This window comes from Maritalea sp. YIW29 (assembly GCF_057219265.1).
This window is the reverse complement of record NZ_JBXVVF010000002.1, coordinates 61977-81367: the sequence shown is the minus strand read 5'-3', so window position 1 is coordinate 81367 and position 19391 is coordinate 61977. Positions and strand designations below refer to the sequence as shown.

The 19391-nt window shown below is 49.8% G+C and carries 17 protein-coding genes; 13 read left to right on the top strand and 4 right to left on the bottom strand.

Annotation, left to right across the window (positions count from 1 at the left end):
* The first annotated feature begins 77 nt into the window (after positions 1-77).
* The 5 genes from AC2D8L_RS09490 (at position 78) to AC2D8L_RS09470 (ending at position 5663) form a co-directional block, all read left to right on the top strand.
* Positions 78-968 (top strand): glucosamine kinase nucleotide-binding domain-containing protein, encoded by an 891-nt coding sequence (locus tag AC2D8L_RS09490; RefSeq protein ID WP_484685241.1) that lies wholly within the window; start codon positions 78-80, stop codon positions 966-968.
* Between the two features lie 10 nt (positions 969-978).
* On the top strand, positions 979-2472 hold the full coding sequence (zwf, locus tag AC2D8L_RS09485; RefSeq protein ID WP_484685240.1) for a glucose-6-phosphate dehydrogenase: 1494 nt from the start codon (positions 979-981) through the stop codon (positions 2470-2472).
* Entirely contained in the window at positions 2453-3157 is a 705-nt protein-coding gene (pgl, locus tag AC2D8L_RS09480) for a 6-phosphogluconolactonase (protein ID WP_484685239.1), read from the top strand. Before zwf ends, pgl begins: the two co-directional genes overlap by 20 nt.
* Positions 3158-3190: 33 nt before the next feature.
* Positions 3191-5014: a phosphogluconate dehydratase gene (gene edd / locus AC2D8L_RS09475; RefSeq protein ID WP_484685238.1), complete on the top strand. Its 1824-nt coding sequence runs from the start codon at positions 3191-3193 to the stop codon at positions 5012-5014.
* 70 nt (positions 5015-5084) lie between these two features.
* Positions 5085-5663, top strand: a complete 579-nt coding sequence (locus AC2D8L_RS09470) for a hypothetical protein (RefSeq protein WP_484685237.1) — start codon at positions 5085-5087, stop codon at positions 5661-5663.
* Here AC2D8L_RS09470 and AC2D8L_RS09465 read toward each other — a convergent pair.
* Genes AC2D8L_RS09465 through AC2D8L_RS09450 form a run of 4 tightly spaced genes read right to left on the bottom strand, consistent with a single transcriptional unit; the run spans position 5660 to position 10092 of the window.
* Positions 5660-6433, bottom strand: coding sequence for a class I SAM-dependent methyltransferase (locus AC2D8L_RS09465; protein ID WP_484685236.1), 774 nt, complete (start codon positions 6431-6433; stop codon positions 5660-5662). The two genes, AC2D8L_RS09470 and AC2D8L_RS09465, sit on opposite strands and share 4 nt — an antisense overlap.
* A gap of 12 nt (positions 6434-6445) precedes the next feature.
* Positions 6446-7921, bottom strand: a complete 1476-nt coding sequence (locus AC2D8L_RS09460; protein WP_484685235.1) for a hypothetical protein — start codon at positions 7919-7921, stop codon at positions 6446-6448.
* Positions 7915-8853 (bottom strand): DUF6384 family protein, encoded by a 939-nt coding sequence (locus AC2D8L_RS09455; protein ID WP_484685234.1) that lies wholly within the window; start codon positions 8851-8853, stop codon positions 7915-7917. The genes AC2D8L_RS09460 and AC2D8L_RS09455 overlap by 7 nt, the downstream gene beginning before the upstream one ends.
* A 54-nt stretch (positions 8854-8907) precedes the next feature.
* Complete coding sequence (locus AC2D8L_RS09450) at positions 8908-10092, bottom strand: cell surface protein (RefSeq protein ID WP_484685233.1); 1185 nt, start codon at positions 10090-10092, stop codon at positions 8908-8910.
* Between the two features lie 144 nt (positions 10093-10236).
* On the opposite strand from AC2D8L_RS09450, the gene AC2D8L_RS09445 reads away from it, so the two are divergent.
* The 8 genes from AC2D8L_RS09445 (at position 10237) to AC2D8L_RS09410 (ending at position 19390) form a co-directional block, all read left to right on the top strand.
* Positions 10237-10707 (top strand): SRPBCC family protein, encoded by a 471-nt coding sequence (locus AC2D8L_RS09445; protein ID WP_484685232.1) that lies wholly within the window; start codon positions 10237-10239, stop codon positions 10705-10707.
* Positions 10708-10832: 125 nt separating this feature from the next.
* Positions 10833-12062: an ABC transporter substrate-binding protein gene (locus tag AC2D8L_RS09440; protein WP_484685231.1), complete on the top strand. Its 1230-nt coding sequence runs from the start codon at positions 10833-10835 to the stop codon at positions 12060-12062.
* Between the two features lie 13 nt (positions 12063-12075).
* The gene (locus AC2D8L_RS09435; RefSeq protein ID WP_484685230.1) at positions 12076-13785 is read left to right on the top strand and encodes an ABC transporter permease; all 1710 of its coding nucleotides are present in this window, start codon (positions 12076-12078) and stop codon (positions 13783-13785) included.
* Positions 13786-14433, top strand: coding sequence for an ATP-binding cassette domain-containing protein (locus tag AC2D8L_RS09430; protein WP_484685229.1), 648 nt, complete (start codon positions 13786-13788; stop codon positions 14431-14433).
* 240 nt (positions 14434-14673) lie between these two features.
* Positions 14674-15690 carry a BMP family lipoprotein gene (locus AC2D8L_RS09425; RefSeq protein ID WP_484685228.1) on the top strand — a complete coding sequence of 339 codons (1017 nt, stop codon included), beginning with the start codon at positions 14674-14676 and terminating at the stop codon, positions 15688-15690.
* Positions 15691-15716: 26 nt separating this feature from the next.
* Positions 15717-17291, top strand: coding sequence for an ABC transporter ATP-binding protein (locus tag AC2D8L_RS09420; RefSeq protein WP_484685227.1), 1575 nt, complete (start codon positions 15717-15719; stop codon positions 17289-17291).
* 14 nt (positions 17292-17305) lie between these two features.
* The gene (locus AC2D8L_RS09415) at positions 17306-18421 is read left to right on the top strand and encodes an ABC transporter permease (protein ID WP_484685226.1); all 1116 of its coding nucleotides are present in this window, start codon (positions 17306-17308) and stop codon (positions 18419-18421) included.
* A complete protein-coding gene (locus AC2D8L_RS09410) occupies positions 18422-19390 on the top strand; it encodes an ABC transporter permease (RefSeq protein ID WP_484685225.1) in 969 nt (322 codons plus the stop codon). It abuts the gene before it with no gap.
* Position 19391 lies beyond the last annotated feature (1 nt).

Sequence of the window (19391 nt, the reverse complement as noted above, 5' to 3'; positions counted from 1 at the left end):
TACTTTCGTCTAAGATGATTTGCCATTATGTATCGCATCGTGTCTTCCCACCCGCGCACAATGCAGGAGAGCGCCAGGTGCTAAACCAAAAAAATGGGCAAAACTATTACCTCGGAATAGACGGCGGCGGCACCAATTGCCGCGCCAGACTTGCCAATCAAAATCTTGAGACAATTGCGGAAGCCCGTGGCGGTCCAGCGAACACCACCATTGGTGATGGCTCGCAAGCGTATGGTTCAATAATCGAAGTCGGCCAAAAAGTGTTTGAAATGGCCGGATTGGGCGAAGCCGAGATGAGCAAAACGGTTGCTTGTTTGGGGCTTGCTGGCGCACACCTTGAATCGTCGCGCCGCGACTTTGCCGCCCGCAGCTATCCGTTTGCGCAAACGCTTGTCCACAATGATGTAGAGACAGCACGCGAAGGCGCGCATATGGGCGAAGATGGCGCCGTGCTAATCGTTGGCACGGGGTCCGCTGGGTTGGCTAAGGTCAACGGCAAGCTTCATCCTGTCGGTGGTTGGGGATTTCATATCTCAGATACAGCTTCTGGAGCGATCTTGGGCCGCGCTTTGGCACGTCGCTCAATTGAGGCTTTGGACGGGTTGGTTTCCGGCTCGCCACTAACAGATGCAATCGCGAAAAAACTTGGCGGTTCTTGTGATGAAATTATGGCTTGGTCGTTTAAGGCTTGGCCGAAAGATTTTGCCAGTTTGGTGCCATTGTTCATGGATTTTTATGAAAAAGGCGATCCAATCGCTGATGAAATGATGGCTTTTGAGTTCGCACAAATCGATCAATTTGCGACTTGGTTCAAGGCACGCGGCGCTAAGAAGTTGGCCATCGTTGGTGGATTTGGTGAGCGGTTGCTGCCAGTTTTAGAAGAACGTCACCCCAATTTCGTTTTGGGCGCGCGCGCAGATGCACAGCATGGAGCGCTTTTGATGGCAAAAGCCGCTCAACAGAGCTAGGAGGCAAGATATGTCGAGCCGAATAATTCCAGTAAAGCCATTTGATTATGTGGTGTTTGGCGCAAACGGTGATTTATCTCAAAGAAAGCTTATTCCAGCTTTGTATCACCGCTTTGTCGATGGCCAATTTGACAATAATTCTCGCATTATCGGCGTCTCGCGGACTAAAATGTCAGACGATGAGTTTCGTGCCTTCGCCAAAGATGCGGTAAATCAATTTGTAGAAGCCGATGCGGTTGATGAAGAGCAACTCGAAGTCTTTACGTCATGTTTTTCCTACATTGCGAACGACGTTACTGACAAGAATGGTTGGTCAGAACTAGACAATGCTTTGCGCGATGACCCTGAAGTTGTACGGGCCTTTTATCTGGCTGTTGCGCCTTTCCTATTTGAACCAATTTGCGATTATTTAGCGACCAGAAATTACTGGACGCCTGATGCTCGGGTTGTTCTGGAGAAGCCGCTTGGCCGGGACTTGGAATCTTCGATCGACATCAACGATACAGTGGCGAAAGTGTTCAGCGAAGAGCAGGTTTATCGGATCGACCATTATCTGGGCAAAGAGACAGTGCAAAACCTGTTGGCCCTGCGATTTGCCAACGCGCTGTTTGAGCCGATTTGGAACTCTGCCCATATCGATCATGTTCAGATCACGGTTTCTGAAAGCGTTGGTTCTGGTGGGCGTAGTTACTACGAGAAATCAGGCGCGCTGCGCGATATGGTGCAAAACCATATGTTGCAACTCTTGTGCCTTGTGGCGATGGAGCCGCCTGCTTCTGACGAGGCAAATGCGTTGCGCGATGAAAAACTAAAAGTCTTGCGTGCCCTTAAGCCCATTACCGGCGACGAAGTTGAAAAACTGACAGTTCGCGGCCAATATCGCGGCGTTGCTTCTGAGGAAACAAAAGTTCCCGGATATCTTGAAGAGTTGGGCGAAGGCGCGACATCAAACACGGAAACTTTTGTTGCGATTAAGGCTGAAGTTGAAAACTGGCGATGGAACGGCGTGCCGTTTTACATGCGCACCGGCAAACGGATGGCAACGCGGGCTTCTGAAATTGTCATTCAATTCCGCGAGATCCCGCACTCGATGTTTTCTCGGTCTGAAGGTGCACCAAAAGCCAACCGTTTAGTGTTGCGATTGCAGCCTGATGAGGGCGTGAAAATGTTCCTCATGATTAAAGACCCCGGTCCCGGTGGCATGCGCTTGCGTCAGGTTCCACTAAATTTGAGTTTCGCCGATACATTTGTGCAGCGGACACCTGAAGCCTATGAGCGCTTGTTGATGGACGTAGTACGTGGCAACCAAACATTGTTTATGCGCCGTGATGAACTAGAAGCCGCATGGCGTTGGATCGATCCAATCCGTGAAGCATGGGACAACGATAGCTCCCCGCTACACACCTATACGGCCGGGACATGGGGACCAACCAGTTCCATCGCCCTAATTGAACGAGATGGCCGCACATGGCACGAGGAATCTGATGACCCCCAAGCCCTCTAAGTCAGAATTTGCAAATAGAGATCTATTGGCTGTAGCGCTAGCAAACGATATTGCTGCAGCGTTGTCGTCCGCAATTGCCCGAAATGGCAAGGCAAGCCTTTTGGTGTCCGGCGGCTCAACACCCAAACTGTTGTTTCAACATCTCGGCACGGCGGAGTTAGATTGGTCTAAAGTGTTTATCTCGCTTGTAGACGAACGTTGGGTTTCGCCAACTTCTGACCGATCCAACGCAAAATTGGTCAAAGATAACCTGCTGCAAGGTCCAGCCGCCGCGGCACGGTTTGAACCGCTGTTTGTCGAGGGCAAGTCTGCTGATCAGGGCATTCCTGAACTAAGCGCTCAATTTGATGATATGGCACAACCAGTGTCAGTCGTGATTTTGGGCATGGGAACAGATGGCCACACGGCAAGTTTCTTCCCCGGTGGCGATAATCTTGACGCTTCAATAGACATGAATTCAAGCGCAATGTTTTCTTCTATGCGCGCCGCAGGTGCGGGTGAAGAACGTATCACATTTACGCTACCGGCCTTGTTGAAGACAGACTTTTTGGCGCTTCATATTGAAGGCGATGCCAAAGCTGAAGTTCTTGAAAATGCGCTTGGTGAAGGCGCGACGCAGGGTATGCCAGTTCGCGCCGTTTTGCGCCAAAACCAGACACCACTGAATGTATATTGGTGCCCATAGTTGGTGCCACAATCAAATAGATGGAGATGACCGATGAGCGTTAATCAACAAATCAAGGACGTCACCGACCGGATTATTAAGCGCAGCGAACGAACCCGCCGCATATACCTTGATCGCATGGATGCGCAGGTTAAACGCGGTGTTCACCGCTCAGCGCTTTCTTGTGGCAACCTAGCCCACGGCTTTGCGGCTTGCGCCCCCGGAGACAAAGAAAAGCTATCGGACGGCATTACCCCAAATATCGGTATCATCACGTCATACAATGACATGTTATCCGCCCATCAGCCCTATTATGACTATCCTGATGTGATTAAAGCGGCAGCGCGTGAAGCAGGCGCAACGGCACAAGTGGCAAGCGGCGTCCCGTCCATGTGTGACGGGGTGACCCAGGGTCAGCCGGGCATGGACCTTTCGCTGTTTTCGCGCGATGTAATTGCCATGTCAGCGGCCATCGGTTTGAGCCACAATATGTTCGACGCGGCGATGTTCTTGGGCATTTGCGATAAGATCGTTCCCGGATTGGTTATTGCAGCGCTTACCTTTGGTCATATCCCGGCCGTTTTCGTGCCAGCGGGCCCTATGCCATCTGGTCTGCCGAACGACGAAAAAGCACGCATTCGCCAACTATATGCTGAGGGTAAAATTGGCAGGGATGAACTGCTGCAAGCTGAGAGCGACAGCTATCATTCGCCCGGCACTTGTACATTCTATGGCACGGCCAACACCAACCAAATGCTCATGGAAATTATGGGCTTGCACATTCCCGGCTCTAGCTTTGTAAACCCGGGCACGCCATTGCGTGCTGCATTGACCAAGGAAGCGACACGACGGGCACTGGCCATTACGGCGCTTGGCAACGAGTTTACACCTGCTGGTCAAGTGATCGACGAGAAAGCCATCGTCAACGGCATGATCGGTTTGCACGCCACAGGCGGGTCGACCAATCATACGATCCATTTGATTGCGATGGCTGCTGCAGCAGGTATACAAATCACTTGGGAAGACATGTCAGATCTTTCTGACTGCACACCTTTGCTCGCGCGGGTTTACCCGAACGGCATGGCAGACGTGAACCATTTCCACGCCGCAGGTGGCATGGGCTTCATGATTGATCAATTGCTCAATGATGGTGCGTTGCACAATGACGTAAAAACCATTTGGGGTTCGAACCTGAGCACCTATGCACAGGAACCAAAATTGGATGGTGAAAAAATCAGATTTGAAGCCGCGCCAAAGACTTCGGGCAACGATAAAGTCCTAGCGCCAGCTTCAGCACCTTTTGTTGCAACTGGCGGCCTGAAATTGCTCAACGGCAATCTTGGTCAATCCGTGATCAAAATCTCTGCGGTGAAAGAAGAACATAGGTTTGTCGAAGCCCCAGCGCGTTTGTTCCATTCACAAGATGAAATGCAGGAGGCGTTCAAAAAAGGCGAGCTAGAGGGCGATATGGTGGCCGTAGTGCGCTTCTCTGGTCCAAAAGCTATCGGGATGCCAGAATTACACAAATTGACGCCACCGCTTGGTATTCTTCAAGGTCGTGGCTACAAGGTTGCTTTGGTGACCGACGGACGTATGTCCGGCGCATCAGGCAAAATCCCTGCCGCCATTCACCTTACACCAGAGGCAGTTGATGGTGGCCCTATCGCAAAAATTCAGGACGGCGATATGCTGCGGCTGGACGCAGAAGCGGGCACGCTGGAAGTTCTTGTGGATGCACACGAGTTCAACGCACGTCCTTTGGCGACACAAGATCTCAGCGCTTCGCACCATGGACTTGGTCGTGAATTGTTCTCTGGATTCCGTGCGATGGTAGGCTCTGCGGATAAAGGCGCTAGTGCATTGGGTGAACTCGTTTAGGTAACGCCCTAATAAAGTCAAAATTGCAAGATTAATTCACCCGCGAAAGATAATTTCGTGGGTGGAAAATTTGTTATACTTTAAATTGATTTCAGCAGCAGCGCTGGCTCTAACGCTAAGCGCATGTATGTCCCTAAATACAGTACGAACCATGCATGCCATGTCGAGTTTCGATCCGTTGGAAGATGATATCGCTAGCATGATATTTGGCGTTCAGGCTTCGCCAATGTTGGAAGTGCACCCTGAAACGACAAAATTCACAATGAATATTGAGGCGGAAGGCGGCGCGCCGGTTGAAACTAGATTTGCGCTGGTACCTGTTAAAGCCAGCGGCCTAGCGCTGACAAACCTTCCACAAGATCGCAATCAAGTTCTACACCTGTTCAAATTCTCTGAAGATGCAAAAGTGAAGGTCAAAGAACATCAAGCTTTGATGCGCGACATGAAGTCGAAGAGGACCAAGGGCACAAGCCTGTCTATCGGTGTTGAACCAGACTTCTGTAAAACGGTGCAACTGAACTATGATCGCGAAAAATTCAGCATCTATATTGCGCGTTCACCTTCATCAGACCTTATGCCACTCCTAGAGAATTTTTCTCTCAAGAAGCTGTTGGAACAAACGAAAAATAAATCGGTTCGTGACTGCTAGGAAGCGGATTTCTCACACCAAAAACACTCTGTGACGTAAGGGAAAGAAATCTCTTCTTTGCCTATAAGCGCTGGGTGTGTTGCCATCAGTTCATCAATTTGACCTTTAATTGACGCGCGCGTTTCTTTGTTTTGTGCGGCGACAAAACTGACGGACATGAACCTATTTCGGATGACGTCGGCGGGGGTGCCAGTTTGCGCATGGACGAAACTGGTTTCTTTGAGCGAGCTAAAACCATCGCTCGGAAACACTTTTTTCCAATCGCCCTTGTAATAACGCGGCGCGTCACCCTCATAAGGGGTGACGATTTTAGTCAGTTCGGCAACCCAATCAACGCTTTCATCCCGGACATTCCACACCAAGCCAAGTCGCCCGCCAGGTTTTAGGACACGCTCAATTTCTGTCAGACTTTCTGGAGTTGCAAACCAATGAAATGCTTGGGCGCAGATCACAAAATCAACAGATGAATCTTCTAGTGGGATCTTGGTTGACGTGCCTTCAAATGTTCCAACGTCGGGTAGAGCTTTCGTTAGCTGCTGGCGCATTTCGTTGACTGGCTCGACTGCAATGACATTGTCGCAAATCTCTATAAGGCGTTGCGTGAATTTTCCGGTGCCGGCGCCTAAATCAACGGCAATGTTTGTTGGCTTGATACCAAGCTCGTCGCGCAGCCAATTTAGAACTTTCGGTGAATAAGTGGGGCGTCCACGTTGATAGGTTTCTGCAGCAGACTGATATCCCGCTGCCGCACTTTCATGGACACCTGTCATATTTTCCCCAGACTAAAATTTGCCGCCTGTCTTAAAATTTCCATGCTTGCGGCTGCCTTTTGATCCCTTGCGCGACGATCTGCGCGGACGTGAAAAATCACCGCTGGGCGTGCCGAATGAACCAAAGTCCAAATTGCCCTTGCTCCAAGGGCCGGATTTAGAGCGTTTGGATTTACTCTTGGATTTGGAGTAGCCCGAACCACGCTGAGCGTCTTGCCACTGACCCCAATATCCGGAAGCTGAAATTGCGCCCTTCAGGAATTCGCCCAACAGGTCTTCAACCAGATCATCGTCGAATTTCATCCGCGGATCATCAAAGTTGGACTTCTTGAATTCCCATTCAATGTCTTCCAGCTCACGGCGACGCGAAGCGAGGGTTTTCAGCCGGCCTTTTGATTCAGATATCTCATTTTCTTGTTCAACAATTTGATCACGTACTGCATCGATTTTGCGGACAATTAGATCATCTTCTCTAGACGAAGTTTGGCGTGCCGCCGCGTAGAGTTCGTCCAACGTCTCGCGTTGAAGTCCGTCTGTTAATGTCTCTATAGCTTCTTTGTAGGCGCCATCGCTACCGTCAGAAAGTTTGGCCTGCTTACGTGCAAGGTCGTCGCGTTCATCTTCAAGCCGTACTTGCGCCTCATCAATAGCACTAATTTCCTTTGCCGCTTTTTCCGAGTTTAAGCGGTAAGTCTTACCCCCTGCAGCATCAAAGGCTTTGTCTTCTAGCTTTTTGAGTTTTTGGTGTTCGTCATCGGCTTCCACCAGCAACCGCTCCGCATGCTCGCGCAGGCGCATCGGTATTTCGTTGAGCATCGCAAAATTTGGTTTCGCATCATGATAGCGCACCATATCGGCGATCATTTTGTCGAAGAACCGAGCCAGATTGTTGGCGCTGTAGGAACTGGTGTTATAGCCATTTTCCCACAAATACATGAAAAGTGGGTCTTCCCGATATGGCCGACCCTTTTCTTCTCTGTCGGCTTCGGCAGTCTCAGTTTTCTTTAAAGCATGTTCCGCGATGCTTTTCGCTTCGTCAGACTTTGCTAGTTGCGCCTGATATTTCTCGTCAGACTTCAACCCACGAAAAACTTCGCCGCTTAGATCATCGAGTTCCGCTTCCGCTTTTTCATAAATGGCCTGCGCGTCATCGCGTTTGGCGGAAATGCTCTTAATTTCGTCATCGATGGCGTCTAAACGTTCGCCAATATCTTTGCTTTGGCTTTCGTGCTTTTCAAGAATCGAACGTGCTTGTTTCTCAGCGCGAGATAGCTCGCCGGAGACTTCTGTTTTTCGGGCCGGATCAAGGCGCAGTTCTGCCAGGGAAAGGAATTGTTCTGCTTCAACTTCGCGCAAACGTCCAATGCGCGACGATGCGTCGGCCGATAGCCGAGTTAATTGCTTTTCTTCGTGACGAATTTCGTCAAGTGCGCGATCAAGCGAGCGCAGCGCTTCGGGGCCGGAAACTTTTTTGCGTCTTTTTACCATTGCGTTATCTCACCGCCCAAAACTGGGATGACATAATCGACATCCAAATAGCCAAATTGCTTCAGTCCAAGAATGTTATTTTGAATGATACCATCATCCAACTTATCGTCGCGCACGCCGTTGAAAACAACTTCGCTCACACGCACACCCCATTGGTCAACTTGTTCAGCCTGACCTGTTTCTTCATTGGTAATGCTGCGCGATTGGGCACTGCCATCGCTTCCTATCGCTTCAACGATTACATAAAAGTTGCGTGCCTCTTGATTGACATCTGGAAATGTCCAAACTCCAGTATCCGCGCCTTCGCGATTTACAATTTGCAGCCGGTATTCGTCTTGCAATTGAGTGAGGGTGCCGGTCAACGTTGCGAGAGCTAACTCAGCGCGTTCTTTGTTTGAAGCGGCAGCTGCGCTTTTGCCACGGTCCACCGTTTGTTGAGCAGAAACGACGGCACTTTCAACCTTTGAGATGGATTGAATTTGAGCCAACAGGCCGTCCATTTGCGCCGGAAGTTCGACTTGCACCCGCGCGATTTCTGCCACAGATTGCCCGGCGACAAATGGTTTATAAACGAAATTGTATCCCGCTACGCCAACGATTATGGCTAGGGCCAAGCCCAAAAAGGTCTTCCCCCATTTGGCACGAGAAACATAAAGCCGTGCCAGCATGTAGCCCAAACCGCCAGACGGTGGGGTATAGGCGAACCGCGCTTCATTAAGCGCGGCCACACCTTCGTTTAAAATGCGATCTGGCACGTCGATGCCTTGCTGACGATAAACCTCGCGCAGCCGCTCTGTTAGCGCGCTGGCACGATCTTCTTCGCTCAATTCCCGAGCCACAAGTTTCTCGCTATGGCGTAGTGTGTCCACCACATCCATTGCCAACATCACCTCATCAAGCGGTGCTGCATTATTTGTTTTGGTTTTGTTCATTCAGCTCAACTCACCATGCGTTCGCTAAAACACGCCAGATGCTTTTTCGTTTTACTAGCTTTTTTGCTCAAGCATAATTGTATTACCTTCGGCGGCCAGCTTCGCCAAGCGCTGCTTGCCATCTTCTACAGAATCGCGAATTTCGGCAGAGTTCTTCGTCGCCTGATCGCGCATTTCATTGATGATGGTGCGAGATTTTTCTTGGAAATTCACGACACTATCCACGAGCTTGGTGACAGCATCGGCACGAATAGTAGGACCATAGCCTGCTTTAAGCGCTTCTTCCTGCACGGTGTCGCCAATATCAGCCAATGTCTCAAGGCTTTTGGACATGCCTTCTTTCATCGCGTTCAAAGTTTCAGTGCTTTCATGCAAGCCGAACAGACCGGTAAATGACGCGCTTAGGGCAGTCAAAACTGTCTCGTTGGTAGAGAAGAACGAGATCGATTGTTGATATACGCGCTCTTTTGCATTCGTTGTTTGCATCAAACGCGCCATCACAACTTCTGAAGTGTTGTAAGAAATGGTCAGGTTGTCGGAAAGGTCTTTCGCGATCTGATAACGACGTTCTTCGTTCTGCATTTCCCGAAGGCGTTCGTCGCGTCCCATTTCGAGGCGCGCACGGTCAGCTGGGGTGCCGTCAGCAAAATCTTCAAGCTTTTTTGTTGCAGCAGACAAAGCGTCTTTACGTTCCTGCAAAGCAACTTCAGCCTTTTCGAACACTTCAAGTGCCATCACTTCGGATTGCTTAAGCGCACCACGGAAATCACGGTAGGCTTCCAAAATGGTGTGCTCGCGATCAATCTGATCTTTAGTGTCGGCGGTAACCGCTAGATAAATGTCACGAATTTTATCAAAGCGCGTTGGAATATCGCCGCGAGAAACTTTCATCCACACGTTCGACGCGCGCTCAAAAATGTCCAACTTGCCATCTTCGAGTTGGTCAACCATGCCTTTGGCATCGTCACGAATGGAATCAAACCCGTTGGTGATATCCTCGTAACGCTCACCAATGCTCATCGCTGCGATTTGGGTGCGAACAACTTCGTTGAAGATGCTGGCCTGGTTTAACGTTCGACCAATCAGAATGACTCGGGTCTCGTCCAACTCTGTAATTTGTTCCAGAAGCGCAGTAATTGGTGCTTCTTCGGTATTTTCGGGCCACAAGCCCATTTCGCGAATTGCGCCCATTGCTTTGTCCAAATATTGCAACGGCTTTTCTGCAAGTTCATTTGCCATGATGATGTTTCCCAAATGTTTGGGCGTTCCGCCCTTAAAAATTAATGCCCTCAAAGCTTTTTACAGCTAACAATTGACAGCTTGCAACCATGTTACCATGTGTTGGAGATATTGTGTCATTATCGGCAGAGGTAAAGGGCTTTCATGAAATTTGTTGGACATTACATCATTTCCGCACCCAAATTGGCTGTTTGGGAAGCCCTAAATGACACCGATATCCTTAAAGCCTGTATTCCTGGTTGTGAAAGAATTGAGTGGATTGAAGATGACGCCCTTGAGGCAACTATCAAAGTCAATTTGGGCCTTTTCAAGCCCAAGATCGTTGGCGACTTGGTCCTCTCCAACATCAAACCCGCGCAAAGTTATACGCTTTCTGGGCAAGGTCGGGGTGGTATTTTAGGCCTTGCCAAAGGCTTTGCAGACATTGAACTTGGGGACCATGAAGATGGTTCAACACTAAAGTTCTCCGCTTTTGGTGAATTATCCGGTTCTGTTGAGAAAATTGGCTCAAAACTGGTAAGCGGAGCTGCCCAAGGGGTAATCGATAGGTTCTTTGAAACATTTGCCGCCGAGTTTGGCGCAACCGCGACGCCAGTCAACAAAGACGACGATTAACGGTCGTTGCTGAAAGCCATTTCAGTTTTTCTGCTCACATTGCTATAACATCAAAGTGTGTTGCATTCTTTTACGCGCAGGTGCTTTTGTGCAGCGAACTAAATGAACTTTGTTGAGGGAAAATCTTGAAAACACTTGTAAAAAAAGTGGCTGCATTGGGCATTGCAGCATCGACGGTACTCGCTGGAACGAGCCTTGCACAAGAGCTTGATCCATCCGATTGGGCATCAGTCACCAAAGCAGCCGAAGGGCAGACGGTCTATTTCAATGCGTGGGGCGGTGCGCCTAATATCAACGCCTATATCGCGTGGGTTGGTGACGAAGTGAAAGCCAGATATGGCGTCACCCTCAATCATGTGAAATTGGACGACACTGCGAACGCGGTAAACCGGGTGGTGACAGAAAAAGCTGCAGGGCGCGATGAAGGCGGATCGGTTGATCTAATCTGGATCAATGGTGAAAATTTTGCTTCGATGAAACGTCAGGACCTGCTGGTGGGCGGCAATTGGGCCGAAAAATTGCCTAACTATCAATATGCAGATGTCGCCGGCAAACCAACGCTGACTTATGATTTTACCGTGCCAGTTGATGGGCAAGAGAGCCCATGGGGCATGGCGCAGCTGACTTTTTATTACGATAGTGCATGGATGGAAACACCGCCAACGAACTTAGAAGACTTGGCCAAGTGGGTTGAAGCAAACCCCGGTCGTTTCACTTACGCAGCTCCCCCGAACTTCATCGGAACAACTTTTCTAAAGCAAGTGCTTTATGGTTTGGTTGAAGACCAAGCTATTTTGCGCACTTCAGCAGACGAAGCAGATTTTGACGCGGTGACGGCGCCCCTTTGGGCTTATTTGGATCGTCTAAAACCGAATCTATGGCGTTCAGGCGAAGTCTATGCAGCCGATACGACGCAACTGAAGAATTTGCTGGCAGATGGCGAAATTGGCATTGCGATGACGTTTAACCCAGGTGAAGCTTCATCTGCGATCGCGGCATCTGAATTGCCGGATACTGTACGTTCCTTCGTTCTTGATTATGGCTCAATGGGTAACTCTCATTTTGTGACCATTCCATATAATGCAAACGCCAGGGCAGGCGCGATGGTTGTGGCAGATTTCCTTTTGTCCGCTGAAGCGCAAGCCAAGAAGGCTGACGAGAATGTATGGGGTGACCCATCTGTATTAAACATCAACGCATTGCCTGCTGAAGGCAAAGCATTGTTTGATGCCTTGGTGCGTGGACCTGCCACTTTGGCCGCCGATGAGTTTGGCGCAACATTGCTTGAACCCGACGCCACTTGGGCTGTTAAGCTTGAAGAAGAATGGGCAAAAAGATACGTCCGTGCAAATTAGGGCCTAGACCCTTATGAAGTTACACGTGAAAAGCTGGGGCAAAGAGCCGCTGGATTTTGCCCCAGTCTTGATGATTTTTGCACTGATTGGGCCGCTGGTTGCGGGGCTGGTCGGCGTTCTATTGCCTGCATTTGGCTTCTTTCCTTCTCTTGGTGGCGAACAGCTCACGTTCACATATCTACATGACGTGACCCATAAACCGGGCTTTTGGCACTCGGTTCATCTGTCGATCTGGATCGGTCTGGCGACGACATTTTTGTCGTTGGTCATCGTTGTTAGCTTCTTTGCGTCCCAATGGGGCAACAAACTATTTCGCACGCTCACCCATTTCATTTCACCCCTTATGTCGGTGCCCCATGCAGCAGCAGCGTTCGGCTTCGCGTTTTTAATCGCTCCTTCAGGCTGGATCGTTCGACTATTATCGCCGTGGGCAACCGGGTTCACCCACCACCCGCCTGATTGGCTGATCGTCAACGATCCGATTGGTAACGCGTTGCTATGGGGTTTGGTGCTGAAGGAAATTCCGTTTCTGTTTTTGGTAGGCTTGTCAGTCTCCAGCCAGATTAATGTCGATCAACGTCTAAAAGTTGGGCGTTCATTCGGTTACGGACAAGTGTGGGCTTGGTTCTCGACGGTGTTTCCTTCGTTCTACAAGCAAATGCGACTACCTATTTATGCGGTTGTCGCCTTTTCGTCTTCTGTCGTGGACGTGGCTTTGATCTTGGGGCCAAATTTCCCTGCAATGCTGCCGGTTCAGTTGTTGCGCTGGATGAACGATCCACAGTTGGAAATGCGCTTTATTGCTGCCGCTGGTGCGGTTTGGCAATTGGGGGCGACCGTCACCGCTTTGGTGCTGTGGCGTATTGGCGAAGCTGTCGTTTCCTATGTGGGACGTCGCGCCATCATCAATGGACATCGGCATAAATCTGACGTCTGGTTCAAGGCAGCGTCCACGGGCGTGATGGGTCTAACGGTGCTGACTTCAATTCTTGGATTGGTGATTTTAGCAATATGGTCAGTTGCAGGTTTTTGGCGGTTCCCAAACGCCTTGCCATCTGCGTTTACGATCTCCCGATGGGTTGCAAACTTGCCGGCAATTCTGACGCCGGCAACCAACGCCATGGCAATCGGGATCACATCAACATTAATTTCTATCACCTTGACCGTCGCGTGCCTTGAAAACGAATATCGGCGCGATGTCACTTTCACGCCGACAGCCATGCGCATTCTCTATCTGCCACTCATAGTGCCTCAAATTGCATTCCTGTTCGGCATTTCTGTGCTGCTTGTCCGGTTCAACCTAGATGGAAGTTTCTGGCCTGTCGCGTTGGCGCACACCGTCTTTGTTCTGCCATATGTCTTCTTGTCGCTCGCAGCGCCCTATCGAAACTTTGATCTGCGTTACTTGCGTGTCGCGACATCATTAGGTTCCAGTGAAAATAAAGCTTTGTTTATGGTGCGTTTGCCGATGTTGCTAAAACCAATTTTGCTTGCGACGGCGCTTGGCGTGGCGATTTCGATTGCACAATATTTGCCCACCTTGTTAATCGGCGCTGGGCGCGTACCGACCATAACAACTGAAGCTGTGGCATTGGCATCGGGTGGCGACAGGCGTATCATCGGTATTTACGCGCTTGTGCAGACATTGTTGCCAGCCATTGGATTTGTGGCGGCAGCGCTTATTCCGCGACTTGCTTATCCCAATAGAGTATTTTTCAAGTAAATGACCATAAATCAGCCGCACAAAAACGCCCTCTGCCTCAAAGAACTTGTTTTGTTTCAGGACAGGCAAAAACTTTTTGAGCTGGACGTCGATATTTCACCAGGCGAAGTGGTAACGATTATGGGGCCGTCGGGGTCTGGTAAGTCGACATTGCTCAACCTGATTTCGGGATTTCTTCCGCCGAGCTTTACGTTCACGGGGTCTGTAATGCTTGCGAGCGCCGACATAACGCATGCGGACCCAGCGGATCGCAAAGTCGGCTTGATGTTTCAAGACCCGCTTTTGTTTCCGCATCTTAGCGTTGAAGAAAACCTGCTGTTCGGTTTACCTGCCAAGGGCAGCCGAATGGAACGATGCGCGAAAGTGAACGCTGCGCTTGAGGCGGTAAATATGGCGGATCTTGGTCATCGTGATCCAATGACGTTATCAGGCGGCCAGCAATCTCGCATTGCACTCATTCGTGTTTTGCTTTCTGAACCAAAAGCGCTTTTGCTGGACGAGCCATTCTCGGCCCTTGATTCTGGATTGCGTGACAAAGTTCGGGATTTTGTATTTTCCCAAGCAAAAGCAAAAAATTTACCCACACTTTTGGTCACGCACGATCAGGCCGACGCAGATAAATCCGGTGGCCAGATCATCACACTGTAAAGTTTTACCATACGGTAAAACACACTGAAATCGCACATTATTGACAATGAATTTGACCTTTCGGTCAAAAAACACTTGAATTTGAATTCTTCACCCGTTATCGATTGAGGGGTGCAAGTTGGCGTTTTTGCTTGCGGAGGAACTCATAAAGCGCTTGAATTAAAAATATCAGATGGACGCCTTTCAAGTATTCCTACTTGGGGAGCTTAACCATATGAAGATGTGACAAGGGAGAATTCAATGACTGTCCATAAGAAAATTTCAGGTGGCGCGAAAGCCGTTCTTGGCGTAGCGACATTTGCAGCTCTAATGACCGGGGTAGCTTTTGCTGACCCTGCGCTAATTTATGACGCGGCTGGCAAAAACGATAAGTCATTCAACGAAATGGCTTGGAATGGTGCTGAAGCATACACCAAAGCAACCGGCAATTCATATCAAGATCTAGAGATTCAAACAGACGCCCAACGTGAGCAAGCGCTTCGTCGTTTCGCACAACAAGGCGCAAGCCCAATCGTTGTGCCAGGCTTCACATGGGCAGAGCCACTAACAGTTGTTGCTCAGGAATTCCCAGATACACACTTCGCCATTATCGATAGTGTTGTTGACCTTCCAAACGTGCGTTCAGTGTTGTTTAAAGAGCAAGAAGGCTCATTCATGGTTGGTGCCATGGCTGCAATGAAATCTGAAAGCGGTACAATCGGTTTTGTTACTGCGTTTGATTTTCCATTGTTGCAGGCATTCGGTTGCGGATATGTGCAGGGTGCAAAAGCAGCAAATGCTGATGTTAAAGTTCTGCAAAACTTCATTGGCACTGACTTCGGCGCGTTTAACGATGTTAACACAGCGGGCGAAGTTGGACGTTCTCAACTTGAGCGCGGCGCAGATGTAATTTATGCCGCGGCAGGTGCTGCTGGTGAAGGCGCTTTGCAGGCCGCTGTTGATGCAGGCAAGTTAGGCATTGGCGTTGATAGCAACCAAAACTATTTGTTCCCAGGCAACATGCTAACTTCAATGGTTAAACGCGTTGATTTGGCTGTGCAATCTGCATTCACAGACGAGCTGAACGATGAGTGGACATCTGGCGTTCAGGTGCTTGGTTTGGCCGAAGGTGGTGTTGATGCAGCGGTGGATCGTTACAATGCGGACCTCATTACTGCTGATATGCAAAAGATTCTAGAAGAATTGCGCGCGAATATCATTTCGGGTGAAATTGCAGTGCACGATTATCGTTCAGATAATTCTTGCCCAGTTTCTTAATCTGGACTTGGGAACGGTAACTCGACATGGTTGAGAACCAAACACAATCAGCCCAGCAGCCTCATCAGGCTGCTGGGTCAGTTCCTGCAATTGACCTAAAGGGCGTTTCAAAATCCTTTGGGCCGGTGCAGGCCAACAAAGACATCAACTTGACGGTTAAGCGCAATTCAATCCACGGTATCGTGGGGGAGAATGGTGCTGGAAAATCGACCTTGATGTCAATCCTTTACGGCTTCTACACGGCCGACGCCGGAGACATTTATGTCCATGGCGAAAAGGTGAAAATCAAAGATTCAAGCCATGCGCTCGAATTGGGTATTGGCATGGTGCACCAGCATTTTATGTTGGTTGAAAATTTCACGGTTTTAGAGAACATAATTTTGGGCGTTGAAGGGTCAAATCTTCTCGCACCAAGCAAGGCTGCGGCGCGCAAAGAACTGGCGCGACTAGCTGACGATTATGGTCTGGATGTAGATCCTGACGCGATTGTTGAGGATCTTTCTGTAGGCCAAGAGCAGCGTGTCGAAATCCTAAAAGCGCTTTATCGTGGCGCAGATGTGCTCATCTTAGATGAGCCTACCGGTGTTTTGACTCCTACCGAAGCAGATCAGCTTTTCCGCATTTTGGAGCAACTGCGAGACGAGGGGAAAACCATTATTTTGATCACGCACAAATTGCGTGAGATTATGGCAATTACGGACACGGTATCCGTAATGCGTCGTGGAACCATGGTGGGAACCGTGGACACTAAAGACACATCGCCAGACAAATTGGCTGAGATGATGGTTGGCCGTCGTGTGTTGTTGAAAGTTGAAAAAACTGAAGCAAAACCGACAGATAAAGTGCTTGAGGTCGAAAGCCTTTCCGTAACCGATGATATTGGCGTGCCGCGCGTTAAAAACGTGTCGTTTGATGTGCGCGCAGGAGAAATCGTTGGTATTGCGGGCGTCGCCGGCAATGGTCAAAGCCAACTTCTTGAAACCATTTCAGGCATGTTTGCACCGCTGCTGGGTGAAGTACGGATTAATGGGAAACCCATCGTTTTTGATGGTGATGGTGTAGCCGATGAAGTGCGGCGCATGGGGCTTGCCCATGTACCTGAAGATCGTCACAAAATGGGCCTGGTTACTCAATTTGAGGAATGGGAAAATTCCCTTCTGGGCTATGAAGACGCAGATAAATATGGATCAGGTCTTATTCTGTCACTGGATGCTGCCCGTGCTGAAGCGAACAAGCGTATCGAAAAATTCGACATTCGTCCGCAAAATGCACGGCTTAAAACTGCAAACTTTTCTGGCGGAAACCAGCAAAAAATTGTGCTGGCGCGGGAGATGGACCGGGATCTGGACATTTTGCTGATCGGTCAGCCCACACGTGGTGTTGATATTGGCGCCATCGAGTTCATTCACAAACAAATCATTGAACTAAGAGATCAAGGAAAAGCAGTGCTGCTCGTATCCGTCGAGCTGGATGAAATCCGCGCATTGTCAGATCGAGTGCTTGTGATGTTTGACGGCGAAGTCGTCACGGAGCTGCCACCAACAGCCAGCGAAAAAGAATTTGGATTGGCAATGGCCGGGTTAGACCCAGCCCAACAATAAGTCGGGGAGTAGCAATGAGCGCAAGACAACCATTGCCAAATTGGGCGTTGAACGTCCTGATGCCAGCCATGAATGTGCTGTTGGCACTATTTGTTGGCGGCCTCGCGGTCGCAATTATCGGCGAAAATCCTATTGAAGCCATGAGAGTGCTGGCCTATGGCGCATTCGGCAGCGGATACAATTTAGGGTTCACGTTGCACTATGCCACAAGCCTCACATTCACGGGGTTGGCGGTCGCTGTGGCGTTCCATGCTGGGCTATTCAACATTGGTGGCGAGGGGCAGGCCTATGTGGCCGGACTTGGCGCGATTATGATGGCTTTGTGGCTTGATCAAACCCATTGGGTTTTCGTGCTCGTTGGCGCCACAGTTGGTGCAATGACGCTTGGGGCGCTGTGGGCAGTTATACCTGGCTATTTGCAAGCTAAGCGTGGCAGCCATATCGTGATCACCACGATCATGTTCAACTTTATTGCGTCAGCATTCATGAGCTACATGCTCGCCCAAGTAATCACCAATCCGGGTGCAAATGCTGAGACGCGAACGATTGCAGAAACCGGACGCATTCCACTCCTGTCCGAATATTTTGAGTTCTTCAAACACTCTCCGGTCAATATCACTTTCATCTTTGGTATTTTGGCTTTGTTCTTCGTCTATGTGTTGATCTGGCGCACCAAACTTGGTTTCAAAATTCGTACATTGGGTTCAAACCCAGATGCTGCGCGCTATGCGGGTATTTCTGCTGTTACAATCATTATGATTGCCATGGCGATCGCTGGCGCGCTTGCAGGTCTAATGGCGGTCAACGAAGCCGTTAGTGTGCAAAAACGATTGGTCGTCGGCTATGTGCAAGGCTTTGGATTTGTGGGGATTGCGGTGGCCTTTATGGGACGAGCGCACCCAATCGGGATTGCGCTTGCTGCTTTGTTGTTTGGTGGACTTTATCAAGGCGGACAAGAATTGGCCTTTGTGATGCCATCAGTGCCAAGCGATCTAGTCGTGGTGATCCAAGCTCTGGTTATCCTGTTTTCTGGCGCTATGGACGAGATGTTTAAGCCGATGCTGGAACGTGTGTTTGGTGTGTTTCGACGACCGAAGGACGACGCTGAGACTGAAGCGAAGGAGGCGTAAATGGACTTGAACGATATTCTATCTCTGCTTAATTCCAGCGTACGATTTGCCGTACCGCTTCTCCTCGCTTGTCTCGCAGGCCTTTATTCTGAGCGCTCAGGCATTGTGGATATTGGACTTGAAGGCAAAATGCTGGGCGCGGCGTTCGCCGCTGCCGCCGTTGCAGCCATTTCAGGCAATGTCTGGCTAGGCATGCTCGCAGCGATTTTCGTTTCATGTTGCATGTCGATGATCCACGCGATTGCGTCGATTAACTTGCGTGGTAATCAAGTGATCTCAGGGGTCGCCTTGAACTTCTTGGCGCTAGGCGGCACTGTTTTTGTTGGTCACTGGCTCTTTAAGCGCGGCGGCAGTACGCCAAACCTACCCAAAGACGCGCGTATTGGCCCAATTGAATTGCCATTTGCGCAAGAAATAGGACAAGTTCCGTTTGTAGGCCCAATCTATGAACAACTGATTTCTGGACATTCAATTATCGTCTATTTCGCTTTTGCGGCTGTGCCGATAACCGCCTGGATTTTGTTTAGAACACGCTTTGGCCTTCGCCTTCGCGCTGTGGGTGAAAACCCTAAAGCATTGGATACAGCAGGTATTTCGGTGTTCGCGCTGCGTTATCAGGCTTTGATCGTCACTGGCGTGCTTTGCGGTATTGCAGGGGCTTATCTATCGACATCACAGGGCGCGAGTTTTAGCGATAACATGACTGCTGGCCGTGGATTTATCGCGCTTGCGGCTTTGATTTTCGCGAAGTGGAAACCTTGGAACGCACTGTGGACGTGCCTGTTGTTCGGTGTCCTCAGTGCAGCTCAAATTCGTCTGCAGGGTGTTGAGTTCCCGCTGATCGGCGAGGTGCCAGTGCAATTTATTCAGGCTGCGCCATATGTGCTGACAGTTGTGTTGCTCGCTGGCTTTATCGGCCGTGCGGTGCCACCAAAAGCGGTGGGTGTTCCCTACGTCAAGGAGAGATAAA

Bases quoted from the DNA above. Each gene is read 5' to 3' on its own strand.
- zwf (WP_484685240.1), top strand. From the start codon at position 979: ATGTCGAGCCGAATAATTCCAGTAAAGCCATTTGATTATGTGGTGTTT.
- pgl (WP_484685239.1), top strand. From the start codon at position 2,453: ATGACCCCCAAGCCCTCTAAGTCAGAATTTGCAAATAGAGATCTATTG.
- edd (WP_484685238.1), top strand. From the start codon at position 3,191: ATGAGCGTTAATCAACAAATCAAGGACGTCACCGACCGGATTATTAAG.
- AC2D8L_RS09465 (WP_484685236.1), bottom strand. From the start codon at position 6,433: ATGACAGGTGTCCATGAAAGTGCGGCAGCGGGATATCAGTCTGCTGCA.
- AC2D8L_RS09460 (WP_484685235.1), bottom strand. From the start codon at position 7,921: ATGGTAAAAAGACGCAAAAAAGTTTCCGGCCCCGAAGCGCTGCGCTCG.
- AC2D8L_RS09455 (WP_484685234.1), bottom strand. From the start codon at position 8,853: ATGAACAAAACCAAAACAAATAATGCAGCACCGCTTGATGAGGTGATG.
- AC2D8L_RS09450 (WP_484685233.1), bottom strand. From the start codon at position 10,092: ATGGCAAATGAACTTGCAGAAAAGCCGTTGCAATATTTGGACAAAGCA.
- AC2D8L_RS09445 (WP_484685232.1), top strand. From the start codon at position 10,237: ATGAAATTTGTTGGACATTACATCATTTCCGCACCCAAATTGGCTGTT.
- AC2D8L_RS09435 (WP_484685230.1), top strand. From the start codon at position 12,076: ATGAAGTTACACGTGAAAAGCTGGGGCAAAGAGCCGCTGGATTTTGCC.
- AC2D8L_RS09430 (WP_484685229.1), top strand. From the start codon at position 13,786: ATGACCATAAATCAGCCGCACAAAAACGCCCTCTGCCTCAAAGAACTT.
- AC2D8L_RS09425 (WP_484685228.1), top strand. From the start codon at position 14,674: ATGACTGTCCATAAGAAAATTTCAGGTGGCGCGAAAGCCGTTCTTGGC.
- AC2D8L_RS09420 (WP_484685227.1), top strand. From the start codon at position 15,717: ATGGTTGAGAACCAAACACAATCAGCCCAGCAGCCTCATCAGGCTGCT.
- AC2D8L_RS09415 (WP_484685226.1), top strand. From the start codon at position 17,306: ATGAGCGCAAGACAACCATTGCCAAATTGGGCGTTGAACGTCCTGATG.
- AC2D8L_RS09410 (WP_484685225.1), top strand. From the start codon at position 18,422: ATGGACTTGAACGATATTCTATCTCTGCTTAATTCCAGCGTACGATTT.